Below are 17826 nucleotides of genomic sequence, written 5' to 3'. Positions count from 1 at the left end.
TATCACGCCGGGAGCTTGTCCATATCGGCCATCCGCATCTCCTTGAAGCGGGCCTCGATGTCCTTCACGAGATCGTCCACGCCGGCGCCGGTGGCCGCCGATATCCGGGGGCGGCCGGTGGGCGGGACCATGTTGTCGAGGTCGGCCTTGTTCTCTATCTCTATGAAGGGGATGCCCTCGAAGTTGCGCTTCACCGATTCAAGCAGCGCGAGCTGCCGGTCCATCGGGTAGCCGCAGGTCTCCGAGGGATCGAGGATGAACACGATGAGGTCGGCGAGGTGCTTCAGCGCCAGGATGGCTTGCAGCTCGATGGCGTTCCGCTCCTCCAGCTCGCGGTCCAGGAGGCCGGGGGTGTCGATGACCTGGAAGGTCCGCCACCCGCTCTTGTAGTGGCCGACCACGATCCCCTTGGTGGTGAAGGGGTAGGCCGCCACCGCCGGCTTGGCCGTGGAGATGCGCTCCACCAGCCTGCTCTTCCCGACATTGGGATAGCCGGCGATCACGACGGTCTGCACCTGAAGGTCCACGGTGGGGAGCTCCTTGAGCTTCTCCCTGGCGTCCTGCAGGAGCTTCAGTTCCGGCTCGATGCGGTAGATGATGGAGGAGAAGCGGCCGTAGAACTGCTTGGTGGCCTTGGCCACCCCGTCGATGTTCGGCTCCCTTCGAACGCGCGAGAGGTACATCTTCTGGAGGTCGGCGCACTTCTCGGCCCCCCACGCGACGTTGAGGAGCGCCCTCTTCAGCTTCTCCTTACCGATGATGACGTCCACCAGCTCGTTGAAGAAATCATCCTCCTTCTCCATTTTGGGGAAGGCCTTGACGTACTTGTTGAGAGTAACGACCGTCATGTCCCCTATGGCGGTGATCTTGGCGATGTTGGTCTTCTTGACCGTATCGAAGGGCACGGACCCGTTGACCTGGGACTTGGACGCCCTGGCGTACGCGCGGTCCAAGAGTTCCTGTGAGGTCATGATGGTGGGGATCTGCCGCTTCCAGTTCTGCATGGGCGGAGCATAAGATGCAGTAAGTAATTAAGATATCACATCGCCCCCGCCGCGCTCGTCGCGGCGTTCCTCGCGCCGAGCCGGCGGAGCGGAGGCACCCTCCGCGTACCGCTCCACCGCGGCCCGGGCACTCCCGGTCGCTCCGGTGAGCACCTCCACGCCGTTCCGGGCGAGGGCGTCCATAGCCCTGCTCCCCATGCTGCCGGCTATTATCACGTTCGCCCCCAGCTTGCAGAGGTAGTCGGGCAAGAAGTCGGGCCTGTGGCCGGGGTTGGGGACGAAGCCGCAATGAATGACCCGGCCGCTCTCCACCTCAAAGATGTTGAAAACGCTGCAGTGGCCGAAGTGCTCGGCCACCCGGTTCTTCTCGCTCGCTACCATTATCCTCACCGCGTCCCGTCCGACCATGTCATCCATCCTTCCCCTTCACGCCCTCCAGCACCCTCGCCACCGGGTCGAGCCAGTCCCCATCGAACGACTCGACCCGGCCGGAGTCGCAGGCCTCCGCCAGCCTCGGGTCGATGGGTATCCTGGCCAAGACCTCCAGGCCGTGGGCGGCGGCCACGTCCTCGATGTGGCTCTCCCCGAATATCCGGTAGTCCTTCCCGTTGTCGGGACACCTGAAGTAGGACATGTTCTCCACCAGGCCCAGCACGGGGACGTTCATCATCTGCGCCATCCTGACCGCCTTGGACACTATCATGGACACCAGCTCCTGCGGGGAGGTCACGATGATGATGCCGTCCACTGCGATGGACTGGAACACCGTCAGGGGAACGTCCCCCGTCCCCGGCGGCATGTCAATGAACATATAGTCCACGTCGCCCCATACCACGTCCTTCCAGAACTGCTTGACCGTACCCGCGAGGATGGGCCCACGCCATATCACTGGGTCGGTGTCGTTCTCCAACAGCAGGTTGATGGACATGATCTCTATCCCGGTCCTGCTCTTGATAGGGAGCAGCCCGGTCTGGTCGGCCAGGGCCCTCTGCCTTATCCCGAACGCCTTGGGGATGGAAGGGCCGGTGATGTCCGCGTCGAGGATGGCCGTCCGGTACCCTTTCCGGCGCATCAGGGTGGCCAGCGTGGAGGTGACCAGGGACTTGCCGACCCCGCCCTTGCCACTGACCACCCCGATGACCCTCCGGATATGGCTCAGCTCGTGCGGCCTCTCCGTGAAATCCTCCGTTGCCCTTCGTTCCGAACACTCCGCGCTGCAGCTTCCGCAGCTCTGATCACAGTTATCGCTCATGATATCTCATCCTCTTCGAAAAGTCCCAGTACCTGGCCGGTGGAGGAGCGGTCGATGCTCTTCCCCATCACCGGACTCAGGGTTGCATATGACCGCGCCCACTCGCCAGGATGTGCAGGCTGAGCCCGTGCTGCGCCCCGAACTTCTCCGAGATGGAGGTGCTCTCGGCGAGAACACTGGCATTACGCACCCTCATTCTCCGGGAGGACCGCCACGCTCCCTCGCCGGGGGCATCCCCGGCCGCCGCACCCCCTGCCGTGGCCGTCGCACAGCATGTACTCGCCACCCTCGATGCGCAGCGTTCTGCCGAGGACCAGGGACTCGGCCAGCTTCCTCCTGGCGCTGTCGTAAATGCCCTGGACGGTGGTGCGGGCGACGTTCATACGGCGTGCGCACTCCTCCTGGGTCATATCCTCCAGGTCGATGAGCCGGATGGTCTCGTACTCGTCCACGGTCATTCTCACCGCGCCGTCCAGGTCCATGGGGAGCCCCAGGGGCCCGAATCGCTCGGACCTGGGCAGGCAGCAGACCCTCCTGCACTTCGTTGGTCTAGGCATATCCTTTATTCACTCGCGGCAGCATCGGTCTGGTCCGCTATCATGCTGGCCAGCGTGCCTTCTCAGGCCGCGTCCGCACTGTCCGTGGCGTGCGTGGTGCCGTGCCCCCTCGCCCTCGTGGCAGTGCCCTTTGCGCTCTTCACCAGGACCATGTCCGCAGGCGTGCCCGGGTCCATGTCCTTCACCGGTCCCGCCGCATCGGCATCTGCCACTGGCGGGTGCCCCGTTCTCGTTATGGCTGCTCTCTGCTTCTGTAGGTGTTTCATTCATCGGACCGAGTTTATGACATATGTCATTAATAACTCTTATCCCGAACGTCCCGTTCTTCGCCGAGGGACCGCTCCCTCTCCCGACAACTATTTCTCAGCGCTCCATCATCGCTTTTCCCATGGCCTCCGACAGCGCCCCCCAATACCGGAACCCCAAGCTTACCACCGACGGCATCGTGGTCATCGATGGCAAGATCGTGCTGATCAGGAGGGGACGGGAGCCGGGCAAGGGCAAATACGCGCTGCCCGGCGGCTTCGTGGAGTATGGGGAACGGACCGAGGACAGCGCGGTCCGCGAGGTCAGGGAAGAGACGGGGCTGGAGACGGCGGTGCTGGGCCTCCTGGGGATCTACTCCGACCCGTCCAGGGACCCTCGGGGCCATATAATCAGCGCGGTGTACGTCCTCCGGCTGATAGGAGGAGAACCGCGTGCGGGCGATGATGCCGAGGGCGTGGAGCTTTTCCCGCTGGACAAGCTGCCGGAGCTGGCTTTCGATCATGCCAAGATCATCGGCGACTACCTGAGCACGAGGTCCCGTAAAGATTATTGAAGCCCAATGGGAGCGTTCGTCGGTTCTGCGTGAACAAAACTATTTTAGGCTGGCAGGAGCGTATTATAAGGTCAGATGCTCCAAGATGACCTCGATCTGAAGATCCTCCGACTGTTGCAGCGGAACGGCAAGCTCACCTACGAGGAGATCGGGGCCATGGTGGACCGGTCGCCCTCCACCATACGCGACCGCATCAAAAAGCTGGAGGACAACAAGACCATCCTCGGCTATTCGGCCATCGTCAACCAGGAGAAGGTGGGCATCAACTCCGATGCCTATGTCGCGGCCGACATCCCGCCCGAGAAGGGGCAGACCGCGATAGCTTCCCTGTTCTCCATGGAGAACATCTCGGAGATACTTCGGGTCACTGGCGAGAGGCGCATCATGTTCAGGGTGCGTGCCGCCAACAATTCGGAGCTGGTCGAGGTGATCGACAAGAAGATACGGCCCTTGGGGTTCCAGAACATCGAGGTGACCATGGTCCTCGAGCCGGTCATCCGGTACCCCGGCCTGTGATTATTTCTCTTGTCCGGTAGCCGCGGCACTGGGCTGGGGCATGGCCTTTATGCTCCTGCCCCTTCCGCCCAGGGTGCTGGTGGCCACCACCCAGAAGTTGCGGGCGAGCTTTCCGTCGGCGAGGGCGAGCTGGTGGACCCTCAGGAGCTGATCGGCCTGCTCGGCGGTGAGCCTGCGCCGGTCGTACTGGCAGAGCAGGGTGAGGTTCGAGGGGAGCCTTGCCAGGGTGATCTGGGAACTCTGCACCACGTGCGAGGCGAAGTCATCGGGGAGTTCGGCGATCCAGGAATAGTCTATGCACAGGACCGCGCCGCTGAACCCCTCGTCCATGGTCCGGCCGAGATCGTATATAAGCAGGTCCGGCAGGGCGTCGGCGCGGAACTTGCCGGTGGGGCACACCGCACGATATGACGGGAGTACCTCCATGTGGCCGTCCTGGGCCGCCGCCTCGAACATCTGGCCATTCAGGGCGAAGCAGTCGCCGCCCTCGCGGTCGGGGCCGTCGCAGTGCAGCACGAGCTTCTCGTCCTCGCGCATCCAGCCTATCAGGTCCAGCAGTGCCTTGGCCTGCTCGTCAGCGCTCTTGTAGATATGAACGACGTGGTCGCCCCTCCTCAGGTCATCGCACCACTTGCGCAACGTGACTCACCCGACCCTCTCCCGGGTCAGGGATGGAACCGCTCTCGCGTATTTCTCGGTTTCTGAAATGTCGCAGCCCTCGGCGGCCTCGGGGCCGCTTTATCTTATAGGCACGGCCCCGCTTGATACCCGCTCTATCGACTTCTCGGTCCTCTCGGCCTTATTGCCGCCGATTATGTTCTCCAGCCGCCGGTCCACCTCCTCCCAGTTGACCACGTTCCAGAACCCCGCGGTGTAGTCCGGCTTCTTGTTCGTGTAGTCAAGGTAGTAGGCATGCTCCCACTCGTCCAGCACCAGGAGGGTCCGGAACCCCGGGATGGCGTAGAGGTCGTGGTCCTTGATCTGCACCAGCAGCGGCCGGCCGGTCTGGGTGCACCATACCAAGGTGGCCCATCCCGAGGACTCCACGCTGTTGGCGAGCTCGGTGAACTCCTTCTGGAAGCGCTCGTAGCTGCCGAACTCCTTGTCGATCTCGTCACCGATCCTTCCGCCCGGCCTTCCCCCGCCCCCTTTCGACGGCGGGGCCATGTTCTTCCAGAACAGCGAATGAAGATAGTGCCCTCCTACGTTGAACGCCAGAGCTTGCGCGGCGCACTTCATATCCAGGGAGGAGCCGTCGGCCCGGGCTTGGTCGAACTTCTCCAGCAATGCGTTGGCCTGCTTCACGTACTTCTGGTGGTGGCCGTCATGGTGCACTTTGAGAAGGGCCTCGGAGACGAAGGGGGCGAGGTCCCCGTAGCCATATGGCAGGTCTGGCAGCGAATACATACCTTTCTTTTCGGCCATGCTTTCATCCTCTCCCCTTCCTGGCACCTCGGACTATTTCCCACTGTCGGCGGCGGGAGGCTATGATATACTCTTGGTTTCCAACCTGCTCCGATGGCAAGGCCTCATCGGGACCGCAGGGAGGCCGGGCGCGGCCAGGACGATTTCCTGAGCGATGATGACGCGCTCGTGTTGGATGCTTCGGAGGCAGCGCGCCGCCTAGGCACCGACGCCCGCCTCGGCCTGGGCGAGGAGGAGGCCTCTCGGAGGCTGGAGCGCTACGGCCCCAACGAGGCCGCGCCGCGCCGGAAACGTAGCGCCGCGGGGACCTTCCTGTCCAAGTTCAAGGACCCCCTGGTCATCATCCTCCTGCTGGCGGGGACGGTCACCCTGTTCACCGGGCAGCCTCTCAGCGCCGCGGTGATCTACACCATCGTCCTGATCAGCACCGGCCTCACCTTCTTCCAGGAGCATCGCTCGGAGCGGGCGTCCGAGGAGCTGTCAAAGAAGGTCAGGACCATGGCCACAGTGGTGCGTGGCGGCGCGAAGAGGGAGGTGCCGCTGAGCGAGCTGGTGCCCGGCGACGTGGTCCATCTGTCCACGGGGGACATCGTGCCCGCGGAGTGCCGGGTGCTGTCCTCTCGGGACCTCTTCGTGAACGAGTCCGCGCTGACCGGCGAGTCGATGGCCGTGGGAAAGAGCGCCGCGCCGCCGGCCAGGGGCAAGCCGGCCGACCGGTCCGACTACCTCTTCATGGGGACCTCCGTGGTCAACGGATCGGCGGTGGCAGCGGTGGTCAGGACCGGCCGGAGCACCCGCTACGCCGAGGTGGCGGAAAAGCTGGTCCAGCGCCGCCCGCCCACCGAGTTCGAGAAGGGCTCCCGCCGCTTCGGGTACCTGATCATGAGGGTCACCTTCGCCCTGGTGGTCGTGGTCTTCATCATCAACGCTGCCAACCAACGGGGCATCGTGGACTCGCTGTTGTTCTCGGTGGCCTTGGCGGTCGGTCTGACCCCCGAGCTGCTGCCCCTCATCCTGACCATCAATCTCACTGAAGGGGCGATGGACATGAGCCGCAAGGGGGTCATCGTGAAGCGCCTGGAGGCGATCCAGAACTACGGCAGCATGGATATCCTGTGCACTGACAAGACCGGGACGCTGACCCAGAACAAGGTAGTCCTGGTCCAGTATGTGGGCGTTCGGGGGGAGCAGCGGAGCGAGCCGGTGCTCCGGCTGTCGTATATCAACAGCTACTTCGAGACGGGACAGAGGAGCCCCCTGGACGGGGCGATAGTGGAGCACGGCGGGGTGGACGTCAGCGGCTACCAGCTGATCGAGGAGGTGCCCTTCGACTTCGAGCGAAAGAGGGTGTCGGTGGTGGTCCGCGGGGGCGGGAAGGCCGTGATGATGACCAAGGGGGCCCCGGAGAGCATGTTCGGGGTGTCGTCATACTACGATCGCAACGGCTCCGCAATGAGGATGGACCCCGAGACGCTGGGCCGCCTCCGGGAGATGTACCGGCGCATGAGCGCGGACGGGCTCAGGGTGCTGGGGGTGGCGTACAAGGACGTGGAGGACCGCCAGGGGTACGGAAGGGCTGACGAGAGGGACCTGGTGTTCGCCGGGTTCGTGGCCTTCCTGGACCCTCCCAAGGAGAGCACCAGGGAAGCGCTCCGGATGCTCAGGGACTCCAACGTGGCGATGAAGGTCATCACCGGCGACAGCGAGCTGGTGACCCGGAAGGTGTGCTCGGAGCTGGGGTTCGAGATCACCGGGGTGGTGCTGGGGAGCGAGCTGGATAAAATGAACGATCCGCAGCTCAAGGAGGCGGTGGAGCGGGCCAATGTGTTCGCCCGGACCGACCCGGTGCAGAAGGTCAGGATAATCACCGCTCTCAAGGCCAACGGCCACGTGGTCGGCTACCTCGGCGACGGGGTCAACGACGCTCCGTCGGTCCGCGCCGCCGATGTGGGCATATCGGTCGATAACGCCGTGGACGTGGCCAAGGAGGCCGCGGACATAATCCTGCTGAAGAACGACCTCCGGGTCCTGAACCAGGGGGTCCTGGACGGCCGGCGGACCTTCGGGAACACCATGAAATACATCCAGATGGGGGTGAGCTCGAACTTCGGCAACATGTTCTCCGCGGCCGGCGCCTCCCTGTTCCTTCCGTTCCTGCCCATGCTGCCACTGCAGATCCTGCTGAACAACCTGCTCTACGATCTGTCCGAGACCGCTATACCCACTGACAACGTGGACCGCGAGTACATCTCCCGGCCCCGGAAGCTGGACGTGCGGTACGTCCGCGACTTCATGGTGTTCTTCGGCCCCATCAGCTCGGCGTTCGATTTCCTTACCTTCTTCGTCCTTCTGTATCTCTTCCACGCCGGCGATGGGCTGTTCCAGACCGCATGGTTCATCGAATCGGTGGTGACGCAGACCCTGGTCATATTCGCGATACGCACCCGGGCCACCCCCTTCTTCCTGAGCCGCCCCAGCCTGCCGGTCGTCCTGAGCTCGCTGGCGGTGGCGGGGTTCGCCGTCCTGATGCCGTTCACCCCGCTGGCCGGCCCCTTCCAGATGGTCCCCCCGCCCCCGGAGTTCTACGCATTCCTGGCAGTAGTGACGGCATCCTATCTCATCGTGGTCGACCTGGTCAAGTCCAGGTTCTATCGCCGCCGCTCCCTCGGAACGGAGAGGTAAAAAAAATGGGCCCCGCCCGAAGGCGGGAAAGCCCCTTACATCTTCTTGTGGCAGAACCACCAGTCGTAGCAGCCGCCCTGTTCCTTGCGCTTCTTGGCGGTCTTCTCGTCGGCGGCGGGGGGAATGATGACCTCGTCCCCGATGATCTCGTTGTTGGGCCAGTTCTCCGGCAGGGCCACGTGGTTCTTCTCATGGAACTGCAGCGCCTTCACGGCCCGGAGGACCTCGTCCACGCTCCTGCCCACCTCCTGTGGGTAGTGGATCATCAGGCGGATGACGCCCTTGTCGTCCACGACGAACACCGAGCGCACGGTGTTGGTCCCCTTGCCGGGATGGATCATGCCCAATTTGGTGGCGAGGGACCCCACCCCGTCGGCGATGATGGGGAACGGCACCTCCACCTTCAGGTTGTCGGCGATCCATTCGGTCCACTTCAGGTGGGATTGCACCTGGTCGATGGACAGGCCGATAAGCTCGCAGTTCATCGCCTTGAACTTGTCCGCCCTCTTGGCGAAGGCCACGAACTCGGTGGTGCACACCGGGGTGAAGTCACCGGGGTGGCTGAACAATACGAACCACTTCCCCGCGTAGTCCTTGGGCAGGCTGGCCTTTCCATGCGTGGTCACGACCTCCACGTCGGGGAACTTGTCCCCCAGCAGAGGCGTCTCGGAGCATACCTTCTCATTGCTCAAAATAATCACCGTATAACAATAATGCGTCTCTAGATAATTAATCGATTCCCGAACCAGTGCGGTGGCGGGGAATGTCCCCGGCGCGCCGCTGTCCGGCGTCCAGAGCGGTGGAACAGGCCGGAGGATGCGGCACTGGGCTGGCAGGAAGGCTCTGATCCCGGACCATTGCATCAGGAAGCACGCTTTTCCTGCGTTTTAGCGCCCCTTCTGCCATCTTTTCCCGTTCCGGTCAATAATGTTGGGTGAAAATAACTAATACTCAATGACTAAAGCTGACTCCGATATCTATGCACGAGCCGCAGATCAAGTACAAGGACGATAGATCGAAAGACTATCGGGTGGTGTACGTGAGCGATATCTTCGGCGGTCATCAGATAGACTACTTCGAGGTGACCATCCGGACCATATCGATCAACGCGTCCCAGTCCGAGACGTCCGGCGAGGCGGTCCTGGACAGGGTGGAGCAGGTGTGCCTGAAGATGAGCCCTCAGCAGGCCAAGATATTCCGGGACTGGCTGGAGGTCCAGCTGGACAACTATGAGAAGAAGTTCGGCAAGATCTCCTTCAACGAGGAGGTCGGCGACGAGGAGAGGGGCATAGTCGCCGATGTCCCTGAGACCGGAGTTACTGACCCAGGGGTCATGTTCAGATGAACGCAGCGCAGCGGACCTCTGTCCTCTTTAACGCCTCCCTGCCCCCGGCAGCAGGACCTTTCTCGTTCAGGCGCAGTACCCGCTCGTACCGGTCGCGCTGATACAGGTGTTGTAAAGAATCGCCTCAAATGTGCCCTGGTCATTTGCTTGTTCTGCACCATCGCATCCATGTGCGAGCTTACGCTCTGTCGGGATAATGGGCAGAACGGTATGGCCGGACCGCGCCAGTGTCACGGGGCGTCGACCGGTCCGGGGTCGATCCCCTCGATCCTCAGGCCGCAGCCGCCGCAGTAGCGGGCCCCGCCGCTGATGGCGCGGGCGCACTGGGGGCACCTTCCGCGGGGCTCAGGGGGCGCATCCGCTCCGTTCATCGGCGCGTTCCCGGCGTCCGCACCCCTCGCGTCCAGCGGGAGGGCGTTCGTCATGACGTGTCCGCAGAACGAGCAGGCGTTCCAGTTCGGCGGGATCAGCTTCCCGCAGTGCGGGCACTCCTTCTTCAGCGGCAACGCGCAGTATGGGCACACCAGATAGTTCTCCTGAACGAACACGCCGCAGCGGGGACATCGTCCCGTCGCCCGTACGGTCTGGGTCCTCCCCTCCGTACCTGGCGGTATGCCATACGCACGCTCCGCCGCTCCCCCTGAAGGTACAGACATGGCTTCCTCACGACCGGGGAACGGAGCGTCCCGGAAATAGATACGGCTTTCGACCGCCTTATCGGATCCCGGACCATCCTCGCCGCCCGGCGCGAGGCTGATGGCGCGCCTTTCCGGCGGTGCAAATGCGCAACGCTCTTATCGCCGAAGAAGCATGGCCGACAGCCCGCCCGGGGCCCGGGGAGCGAGATGTGGTGACCATGGTCAAGGAAAGCTCGTATAAGTGGACGGTCCTGCTGATCGCGTGCATCGGCTCGATGATGGGGCCGCTGGACTCCACCATCGTCAGCGTGTCGCTCCCGACGATATCCCAGAGCCTGGGCATGGACTTCGCCCTGTCCGTGTGGATCCCCACTGCGTACCTGGTCACCCTGGCGAGCCTTCTCCTGACCTTCGGCAGGCTCTCCGACGTCCGCGGCAGGAAGCCCCTGTTCATCGCCGGGTTCGGGGTGTTCGTCCTCGGCTCGTTCCTGTGCAGCTTCGCCCGGTCGGGCGAGGAGCTGATCATCTTCCGCATCGTCCAGGGTTTGGGCGCCGCGGGAATGATGTCCACCGCCACCGCCCTGGTCACAGGAGCGTTCCCCCCGAACGAGAGGGGAAAGGCCCTCGGCATCAACGCCATGTCCGTGTACATCGGCCTTACCTTGGGCCCGCCCCTGGGCGGCATACTGACCCAGGCGTTCGGGTGGCCCTCCATATTCTTGGTCAACGTTCCCATCGGGCTCCTGGTCATGGCCCTGGCGGCGTGGAAGCTCAAGGAACCGGCTGTGGAGAGCAGCGGGAAGGGGTTCGATCTCGCGGGGGCCGTCACCTTCGCGATGGCCCTGGTAACGTTCCTGGTGGCTCTGACCATCGGCGACGACGCCGGCTGGACCTCCGCCACGGTCCTATCGCTCCTGGCCGTCACGGCGGCCTCCCTCGCCGCCTTCATCTTGGCGGAGAGGAGGAAGGGTCCGGATGCCATGCTGCACCTGGACCTGATAACCCGGAACCGCCTGTTCGCGGCGGCCAATATCTCCACCCTGCTGAACTACACCGCCTACTTCGGGGTATCGTTCATCATCGCGTTCTACATGGAGCGCGTGCTGGGCCTGGACCTGTACACCACCGGGCTGGTCCTCCTGTCGATGCCCCTGGTCATGAGCGTCCTGTCCCCCCTGGCCGGCCATCTCTCCGATAAGATCGGCTCCCGCGCCCTGGCGTCCGGCGGCATGCTCATCGTCGCCCTGGGCCTGGCGCTCCTGGCCACCTTGGGGGAGGGCTCCACCACCTTCGAGGTGGTAGTGTACCTAGTCATCACCGGCATCGGGATGGGGCTGTTCTCATCACCCAACACCAGCGCCGTGATGGGTTGCGTAGAACGCTCCCAGCTGGGCGTGGCCTCGGGAACGCTCTCTACCATGCGGACCATAGGGCAATCCCTGAGCCTCGCCGTAATGGGCGCGGTGATGGCCTCGGTCGCCTCCACGGAAGTGGTGTCCGCGCTGTTCTCCGGCGCCATGGACGGCGGCTCGCCGGTCATCATCGACGAGTTCGTGAGGGGCATGAGCTTGGCCTTCCTGGTGTCCGCAGGGATCGCGGTAGCTGCAGCAATAACATCCCTGGCGCGGGGGAAGCCGCAGGCCTGCGAGACGCCCTCGGGGCCGCGCCCGTGAGGCCGCCCCGGGCCATGGCAAGGCTTTTATCTGCGCCGTTTTTACCATTGCTCCATGGCCAACCTGAACGTCGCGGTCATAGGCCCCAACGACTACGCCAAGGACCTTGGCAAGAAGGGAACGGTATCGGACCTCACCTTGTACGACCTGAAGCAGGGCACCGACACCGTCACGTTCATCGAGGCGAGCAAGTACCCTGAGCGCCTGGCCCCGCTGTTCTTCGCCGTTTCCATGGCCGATCGCGCCCTGGTCATCGTGGAGGCGATCAACGCTCAGCTGGGCGAGTCCATGGTCATGCTCCACGCCGCCGGGATCGGCAAAGGGTACATCATCCTGCGCAACTACCTGGCGCCGGAGCAGCTGGCGCCCCTGACCAAGGGGACCGTGCTGGAGAATTATAGGTTCATCGAGGATGACAAGACGGCCATCCGCGAGATGCTCCTACAGGAGGCCAGAGACCAGCAGAGGCCCTCGGAGGGCCTCGGGGCGGTGCCCATAGACCACTTCTTCAACGTCAAGGGCGTCGGAACCGTCATCTTGGGCTATGTTCCGTACGGCACCATCAGGAAGCACGACGACCTCAAGGCCCTGCCGACCGGCAAGGTCGCCCAGGTTAGGTCGATACAGAAGCACGACGACGATTTCGACGAAGCGGTCACCGGGGACAGGGTCGGACTGGCCCTCAAGAACATCGACGTGGAGGACCTGGACCGGGGCTACGTGCTCACCAAGGACGACAAGATAAAGAGCGATGCCTCCGTCACCGCGACGGCCGACCTGGTCAGCTTCTGGAAGATCCCCATGAAGGAGGGCATGGTCCTGCACCTGGGTCACTGGATGCAATTCATCCCCGCGCGGGTGGAGGCGGTCAAGGACAGCGGGGACCCCCGGAGGCCCACGCTCACCCTCGCCCTGGAGAAGCCAGTGGTGCACCCCGCCGGATCGAGGGCGGTGCTGATGCACCTCGACGGCGGCAAGCTTCGCGTGGCTGGATCGATCTCGCTGCCGTGAGCTTGCGAGCCACGCAAGCGTTAATAGCGCGGGCAACGGTATAGGCACCATTAGAGGCGGGCTCCTTGAACTTTGACGAGTACAAAGTGGACCTGAACGCCAAGTGCGTGTGCGGCTGCATGGACGGGAAGAGGATCCACAACATCTACCGGTTCCCCAACGACTATGGTGCGTCGGTGATCTCCAGCCCCAAGGGGCTCAAGGGTGCCAAGCCGGGGTTCCGGATCTACGTTCTGCGGTTCGAATCGCCGGCGCCGGAGCACATTTACTCCATAATGAAGAACACTCTCATTACAACCGACTTCCTAGAATGCGCCGATTGGGACGAGGTGGACGTGGCGCTCCATGATGTCTACGCGCTGCCGCCCGCTAGGTTCATTACTCTCGGGTAGCCCCGCCGTGCTCCCCCTCTTTCCGCATGAACACCTGTCCGGCAAGGTCCTGGGTGAAGCCCCACTTCTTATAGAGGTCGATGACGTCGTCACGGCAGTACAGCTCGAAGTGCTTCACTCCCCTCAGCTCAGGGTGGGCGAGAACGCTCTCCAGGAGAGTGCGGGCCAACCCCTCCCCGCGACGGTCGGGGCGTACCATCACATCGAATATGAGGGCCTTGTAGACCGTGTCCGTGAGCACTCTGGCGAAGCCGACCAGGCGCTCGTCCCCGCTGTCCACCAGGGCGAAGATCATGTCGGTGCGCTCCAGCATCCTCCGGACGTCCTCCTGCGTTCGGTCCCTGGCCCAGTAGGTGGACCGGTACATCTCCATGAGGTCATCGAACTGGCCCTCGGTCATGGCGTGCCGGAGATCTATGGTCATGTCTACGATGTTGACGAAGGAGGCGGTAGAAATATCTTCCCCGGGCCAGCGTGCAAGTATCATATATGCGTTGGCTCGCAACCCTCCCTAGAGGGATATGGATGAACCTGGAAGAACGGATCGTAGCGGAGCACAACGAGTACAGGAAGATGCTCGAGAAGCTTACCCAGACCGGCATCGAGGACGCCGACCTCAGGATGGAGGTGTACGCGGACCTCTCCATGAGGGTGGAGGCGCACGAGCGCGCCGAGGCCCAGACCCTCCACGCGGCCATCATGAAGGAGGAGGACGTCCGGATCCGGGAGATCGCCATGGAGTCCCTGGAGCAGGAGCGCATCATCAGGCTCCTCCTGGTGGAGCTGCGGAAGATCGGCGTGGACGACGAGCTGTGGATGCCCAAGCTTCGCGTCCTCAAGTCGATCATCGAGAACCACTTCATGGTCGAGGAGGGCTTGGTGATCCCGGCGGCGAAGGACCTGCTGGACAAGCAGACCATGGACCGCTTGAGCGACGAGTACGAGGGCCGGGTGAAGGAAGGGCTGATGAAGATGTCCTCGGGCCCGTCCATTATATGAACTGGTTCCGGCCGTCAGCGGAGGGCCGGAGCGCCCCCTTCTTTTTCTCTTTCGGGGCCCCCTGGGTCATGTATATAAACCCCCTATGCATGGGAAACTCGTGGCCGGAAGATTCTGTGACAATTGCCAGAGCCTCCTGTCCCCTGGCTCGGAGCGCTGCCCCAAGTGCGGGCGTCCCTCTGGAGGGGTCAGGGCACCAGCCTCCAAGCCCCGTGGAGCGGCCGAGGACGTTCCCAGGCCGTGGGAGGGCACTCCCGTGGACCGGGGCGGCCATCCGCTGTTCCCGTACCGGCCCCGCCCCTCCCAGCTGGAGGTCGTGGAAGCCATAGGGGCCTCGCTGGCGGAGGGGAAGCACCTGGTCATGGAATCGGGGACCGGCACCGGGAAGACCATATGCTCGCTGGTGGGCGCGCTGGAGCACGCCCGGGAGCACAAGAAGAAGGTGCTGTACCTCACCAGGACGATCTCGCAGAGCGACCAGGTGATGAAAGAGCTGCGCTCCATCTCCCGCCGGACCAAGGTGACGGGGATCCCGCTCCTGGGCCGCCGGAAGTCCTGCCTGCTGCTGCGGACCCTGGAGGAGTACGAGGATGTCCCCCCGCACGCTCTTTCAAAGATATGCGAGGAGAGGAAGCAGAGGACCATGGCCCGGCAGAAGGGCGGCTGCCCCTTCTTCGCCGACTACTTGGCCATCGGGGAGATGAGCTTCGCCCATCATTGCATGAGCGAACTGCCCACCGCCGACGAGTTCGACCGCTACTGCCAGAAGCAGGGGGCGTGCCCATATGAGGCCAGGAAGGCCATCCTCCCCCTGGTCGACGTCATCGTGGTGCCGTACGTGCACCTGCTATCCAAGGAGATACGCTCGGCGCTGTTCGACCGGCTGAAGCTGACCCCGGACGATTTCGTGCTCATCGTGGACGAGGCCCATAACCTCATCGACGCCGCCCGCGACCAGGAGAGCTTTACCATTACCATGCATGACGTGGAGGCGGCAGAGCTGGAGGCCAGGGACCACGCCAACCCCCGGGTGATGACCGGAGTGGACCTGGGCTCGCTGTGCGCTACGCTGCGCTCGATCATCGATGACGCGGCCAGGGAGCAGGTGCCCCCCGACTCGTCGGAGGCCCGCCTAGGGAGGAGGTTCCTGGAGGGGCGGCTGAGGGGGGCGCTCGGCCTCAGCGAGGAGGAGCTGCGCAGCCTGTGCGCGAACCTTATGGACATGGGGGACAAGTTCGTGGAGGAGCGCATGGAAAGGGGCAAGGAGCCCGTTTCCGCCACGCTCCGCCTGGGGACGCTGCTGGAGAGCTGGATCTCCGCCGACGACTCCCGGTTCGTCAAGCTGATCTCCGTCGACAGCAACGGCAAGCTGGTGGCGAACTGCGTGGAGCCGGAGGAGACCACCGCGTTCCTGTCCCAGGTCAAGGGGGCGGTGCACATGTCCGGGACGCTCCACCCGCTGAGGCAGTACGCTGATGTCCTGGGCCTTCCGCCCGGCAGCGAGCTGCGCTCGTTCCCGTCGCCGTTCCCGCCAGGGAACCGCCTGGTGGTATACCCGGAGGACGTGAGCGCGGGGCAGAGGGAAATGCGCATGGACCCCTCCATGAAGGGGAGGATCGCCGGGCACATCATCGACCTGTGCAACGCCACCGACCGCAACACCATGGTGTTCTTCCGCTCCTACGAGATGCTGAGGTCCATGCGCGGCGGCATCGAGGAGAAGGTGGACCGCCAGCTGTACTGGGAGGAGTCCGGCTCGTCGAGGAGGCTGGCGTCCAACATCCAGGCGTTCAAGAAGGAGAAGGACGGTGTGTTCTTCACCGTCATGGGCGGCAAGGTCGCGGAGGGGCTCGATTTCCCGGGCCAGGAGCTGGACATCGCCATCGTGGTCGGGATACCATATCCTCCCCCGTCCCTGATGCTGGACGAGCTGAAGGTCCGCTACGATAAGAAGTATGGGTCGGGGAAGGGGTGGGAGTATACCAGCGCCGCCCCGGCGGTGCGTAAGGTCCAGCAGGCCATCGGCCGCCTGATCCGCACGGAGACGGACAGGGGGGCGGCGGTCATACTGGACAATCGCGTATCCCGCTACCGCGAGCAGCTGGGGGCCCGCCCCACCAAGGACCCCGTGAAGGACGTGGTCGGCTTCCTCGGATGGAGCAAGCGGTTCTGACCCCTCTCACTTTATCCGGACGATGGCCGAGGCCCTCCCCTTTTCCACGGACCTGTCTCCGTCGTTGAACCCCTCGGAGATGTGGGAGCCGTCGCAGAACGGCTTGTTTTCCGACGCGCCGCACCGGCACAGGGTCTGGCGGTTCCTGGCCTCGTACTGCCCCCCGCCGCTCGACTCGACGGGAATGCCGCCCTTGACCCATATCGGCCCGCTGACCCCCTCCAAGGGGTACTCGATCAGGCTCACCGATGGCTGGTGCTCCGGCTCGATCGCTTTGCCGGTTCCCTTGTCCCACGCCACCAGGCGCCCGGAGGGGCAGCTGCAGGCCAGGTCCACGGCCTCCCTGACCTCCTGATCGGTGCTGGCCCTCTGAGCGAGGTCCCAGGCGTCGCCGTTACCCTTCCCGTGGCAGTACCTTGCCACCGCACAGAGGTCATCCCGGTCGGTCAGCCTCACCCGGGGGCCTTCCAGCGTCTCGCAGCTGTCCGCGTAGCTCTTGCGATCGGCCGTCTCGGTCCCGTCAAAGTCCACCATGTGGTGGGTCTCGTCGCAGAACGGTTTATTGCCCGACTGCCCGCACCGGCACAGCCGGTACTCCTCGCCTTGTTCCGGATACTTTTCGCCGGCCTTCCACCCCACCGACGAACCGGTGTCGTCGCTCTCGGTGATCTGCTTGTCCAGGGGCACGTCGCCCGAGACCACGTAGGGGCCGTTCCTCATTATCTTGATCCGTTGCGCAACTCTGTCGATGATGCCGCGTGCCATGCTATCGCTCCCTCGCGCACGGTCCTCGGCCGTATGGGGTTCTCGCCCCAGCGGCCGCTCCCCATGCCCATGCAACGCCGTAACGTTGGTCGCTCTCGTGGTGGGGTGCGCAATGAATATAAATGCTTGTCCGGACCCCCTGGAGGTCCGGGACGTTGGGAAAAAGGCGAAAGACGGCCCTCTCGGCCCGGTCACCGCGGCATCACTTCAGGACCGAGCGGACCAGACGGTCGGTTCGCCTGATGGCGTCGTGCGCCAGGCCGGTCGCGCCGTTCACTATGTCCGGGGCCAGGCCGTATGTCTCTAAAGCCTTCTTCTGGCAGAAATGGGTGCAGCGCCCGCAGCCGCGGCACAACTCCTGGTCCACCCTGGCCTTCCTGTCCGCGATGGATATGGCGCCGACGAGGCAATAGTTCTTCCTGACGCAGGCGCCGCAGCCGGTGCAGCGGTCCTCCCGCACCCTGATATGCACGCCGGGGACCTTTGCGAACTTCATCACCAGGTCCTTGGTCACCTGGGGCGCTGTTCTCCTTACGAAGCAAAATGGGCAGAAATGATCATCCATCCGTGTTTC

21 protein-coding genes are annotated in these 17826 nt (G+C 63.7%); 9 read left to right on the top strand and 12 right to left on the bottom strand.

Features of this window, described 5'->3' with window-relative positions; all coding sequences use genetic code 11:
• Positions 1-2 precede the first annotated feature (2 nt).
• The 5 genes from WYS_RS06545 to WYS_RS06525 all read right to left on the bottom strand — a co-directional run bounded on the left by WYS_RS06545 (position 3) and on the right by WYS_RS06525 (position 3079).
• Positions 3-1004 (bottom strand): NOG1 family protein, encoded by a 1002-nt coding sequence (locus tag WYS_RS06545; protein ID WP_019177372.1) that lies wholly within the window; start codon positions 1002-1004, stop codon positions 3-5.
• A 27-nt stretch (positions 1005-1031) separates the two neighbouring features.
• On the bottom strand, positions 1032-1421 hold the full coding sequence (locus tag WYS_RS14625) for a NifB/NifX family molybdenum-iron cluster-binding protein (protein WP_019177371.1): 390 nt from the start codon (positions 1419-1421) through the stop codon (positions 1032-1034).
• Complete coding sequence (locus WYS_RS06535; protein WP_019177370.1) at positions 1414-2256, bottom strand: Mrp/NBP35 family ATP-binding protein; 843 nt, start codon at positions 2254-2256, stop codon at positions 1414-1416. The genes WYS_RS14625 and WYS_RS06535 overlap by 8 nt, the downstream gene beginning before the upstream one ends.
• Positions 2257-2438: 182 nt before the next feature.
• Positions 2439-2813, bottom strand: coding sequence for a DUF134 domain-containing protein (locus WYS_RS06530; protein WP_026068873.1), 375 nt, complete (start codon positions 2811-2813; stop codon positions 2439-2441).
• Between the two features lie 62 nt (positions 2814-2875).
• Positions 2876-3079: a hypothetical protein gene (locus WYS_RS06525; RefSeq protein WP_019177368.1), complete on the bottom strand. Its 204-nt coding sequence runs from the start codon at positions 3077-3079 to the stop codon at positions 2876-2878.
• A gap of 122 nt (positions 3080-3201) precedes the next feature.
• On the opposite strand from WYS_RS06525, the gene WYS_RS06520 reads away from it, so the two are divergent.
• Together WYS_RS06520 and WYS_RS06515 are read left to right on the top strand one after the other, a co-directional pair.
• The gene (locus WYS_RS06520; RefSeq protein WP_019177367.1) at positions 3202-3633 is read left to right on the top strand and encodes an NUDIX domain-containing protein; all 432 of its coding nucleotides are present in this window, start codon (positions 3202-3204) and stop codon (positions 3631-3633) included.
• Positions 3634-3708: 75 nt separating this feature from the next.
• On the top strand, positions 3709-4149 hold the full coding sequence (locus tag WYS_RS06515; protein WP_019177366.1) for an Lrp/AsnC family transcriptional regulator: 441 nt from the start codon (positions 3709-3711) through the stop codon (positions 4147-4149).
• On the opposite strand, the gene WYS_RS06510 is transcribed toward WYS_RS06515, so the two are convergent.
• Entirely contained in the window at positions 4150-4788 is a 639-nt protein-coding gene (locus WYS_RS06510; protein ID WP_019177365.1) for an MEDS domain-containing protein, read from the bottom strand. It abuts the gene before it with no gap.
• Between the two features lie 99 nt (positions 4789-4887).
• Complete coding sequence (locus WYS_RS06505) at positions 4888-5574, bottom strand: superoxide dismutase (RefSeq protein WP_019177364.1); 687 nt, start codon at positions 5572-5574, stop codon at positions 4888-4890.
• 93 nt (positions 5575-5667) lie between these two features.
• Here WYS_RS06505 and mgtA point away from each other — a divergent pair, with 93 nt between their 5' ends.
• Entirely contained in the window at positions 5668-8256 is a 2589-nt protein-coding gene (gene mgtA / locus WYS_RS14620) for a magnesium-translocating P-type ATPase (RefSeq protein ID WP_019177363.1), read from the top strand.
• A 35-nt stretch (positions 8257-8291) separates the two neighbouring features.
• Here the strand turns inward: mgtA and WYS_RS06495 are convergent, their stop codons facing one another.
• On the bottom strand, positions 8292-8948 hold the full coding sequence (locus WYS_RS06495; protein WP_019177362.1) for a peroxiredoxin: 657 nt from the start codon (positions 8946-8948) through the stop codon (positions 8292-8294).
• A gap of 287 nt (positions 8949-9235) precedes the next feature.
• On the opposite strand from WYS_RS06495, the gene WYS_RS06490 reads away from it, so the two are divergent.
• The gene (locus WYS_RS06490; protein WP_019177361.1) at positions 9236-9601 is read left to right on the top strand and encodes a hypothetical protein; all 366 of its coding nucleotides are present in this window, start codon (positions 9236-9238) and stop codon (positions 9599-9601) included.
• Positions 9602-9831: 230 nt separating this feature from the next.
• Here the strand turns inward: WYS_RS06490 and WYS_RS14615 are convergent, their stop codons facing one another.
• Positions 9832-10257: a zinc ribbon domain-containing protein gene (locus WYS_RS14615; RefSeq protein ID WP_081579871.1), complete on the bottom strand. Its 426-nt coding sequence runs from the start codon at positions 10255-10257 to the stop codon at positions 9832-9834.
• Between the two features lie 125 nt (positions 10258-10382).
• Between WYS_RS14615 and WYS_RS06480 the strand changes: the two genes are divergently transcribed.
• The 3 genes from WYS_RS06480 (at position 10383) to WYS_RS06470 (ending at position 13315) form a co-directional block, all read left to right on the top strand.
• Entirely contained in the window at positions 10383-11912 is a 1530-nt protein-coding gene (locus tag WYS_RS06480) for an MFS transporter (RefSeq protein ID WP_081579870.1), read from the top strand.
• Positions 11913-11966: 54 nt separating this feature from the next.
• Positions 11967-12923 carry an EF-Tu/IF-2/RF-3 family GTPase gene (locus tag WYS_RS06475; RefSeq protein WP_019177358.1) on the top strand — a complete coding sequence of 319 codons (957 nt, stop codon included), beginning with the start codon at positions 11967-11969 and terminating at the stop codon, positions 12921-12923.
• Between the two features lie 65 nt (positions 12924-12988).
• Positions 12989-13315: a hypothetical protein gene (locus WYS_RS06470; protein ID WP_019177357.1), complete on the top strand. Its 327-nt coding sequence runs from the start codon at positions 12989-12991 to the stop codon at positions 13313-13315.
• On the opposite strand, the gene WYS_RS06465 is transcribed toward WYS_RS06470, so the two are convergent.
• A complete protein-coding gene (locus WYS_RS06465) occupies positions 13302-13802 on the bottom strand; it encodes a GNAT family N-acetyltransferase (protein ID WP_201798858.1) in 501 nt (166 codons plus the stop codon). The genes WYS_RS06470 and WYS_RS06465 overlap by 14 nt on opposite strands.
• Before the next feature lie 38 nt (positions 13803-13840).
• On the opposite strand from WYS_RS06465, the gene WYS_RS06460 reads away from it, so the two are divergent.
• Positions 13841-14314, top strand: a complete 474-nt coding sequence (locus WYS_RS06460) for a hemerythrin domain-containing protein (protein WP_019177355.1) — start codon at positions 13841-13843, stop codon at positions 14312-14314.
• Between the two features lie 100 nt (positions 14315-14414).
• Positions 14415-16487 carry a helicase C-terminal domain-containing protein gene (locus WYS_RS06455; protein ID WP_162137710.1) on the top strand — a complete coding sequence of 691 codons (2073 nt, stop codon included), beginning with the start codon at positions 14415-14417 and terminating at the stop codon, positions 16485-16487.
• Between the two features lie 6 nt (positions 16488-16493).
• Here the strand turns inward: WYS_RS06455 and WYS_RS14610 are convergent, their stop codons facing one another.
• Complete coding sequence (locus WYS_RS14610) at positions 16494-17252, bottom strand: CDGSH iron-sulfur domain-containing protein (protein WP_081579869.1); 759 nt, start codon at positions 17250-17252, stop codon at positions 16494-16496.
• 202 nt (positions 17253-17454) lie between these two features.
• Positions 17455-17817 (bottom strand): DUF362 domain-containing protein, encoded by a 363-nt coding sequence (locus WYS_RS06445; protein ID WP_147654466.1) that lies wholly within the window; start codon positions 17815-17817, stop codon positions 17455-17457.
• Positions 17818-17826: the final 9 nt, after the last annotated feature.

Origin of the sequence: Methanomassiliicoccus luminyensis B10 (assembly GCF_000308215.1) — an archaeon.
GTDB classification, from domain to species: Archaea; Thermoplasmatota; Thermoplasmata; order Methanomassiliicoccales; family Methanomassiliicoccaceae; genus Methanomassiliicoccus; species Methanomassiliicoccus luminyensis.
The sequence above is the reverse complement of the archived record's forward strand: the minus strand, read 5'-3'. Positions and strand labels throughout refer to the sequence as shown.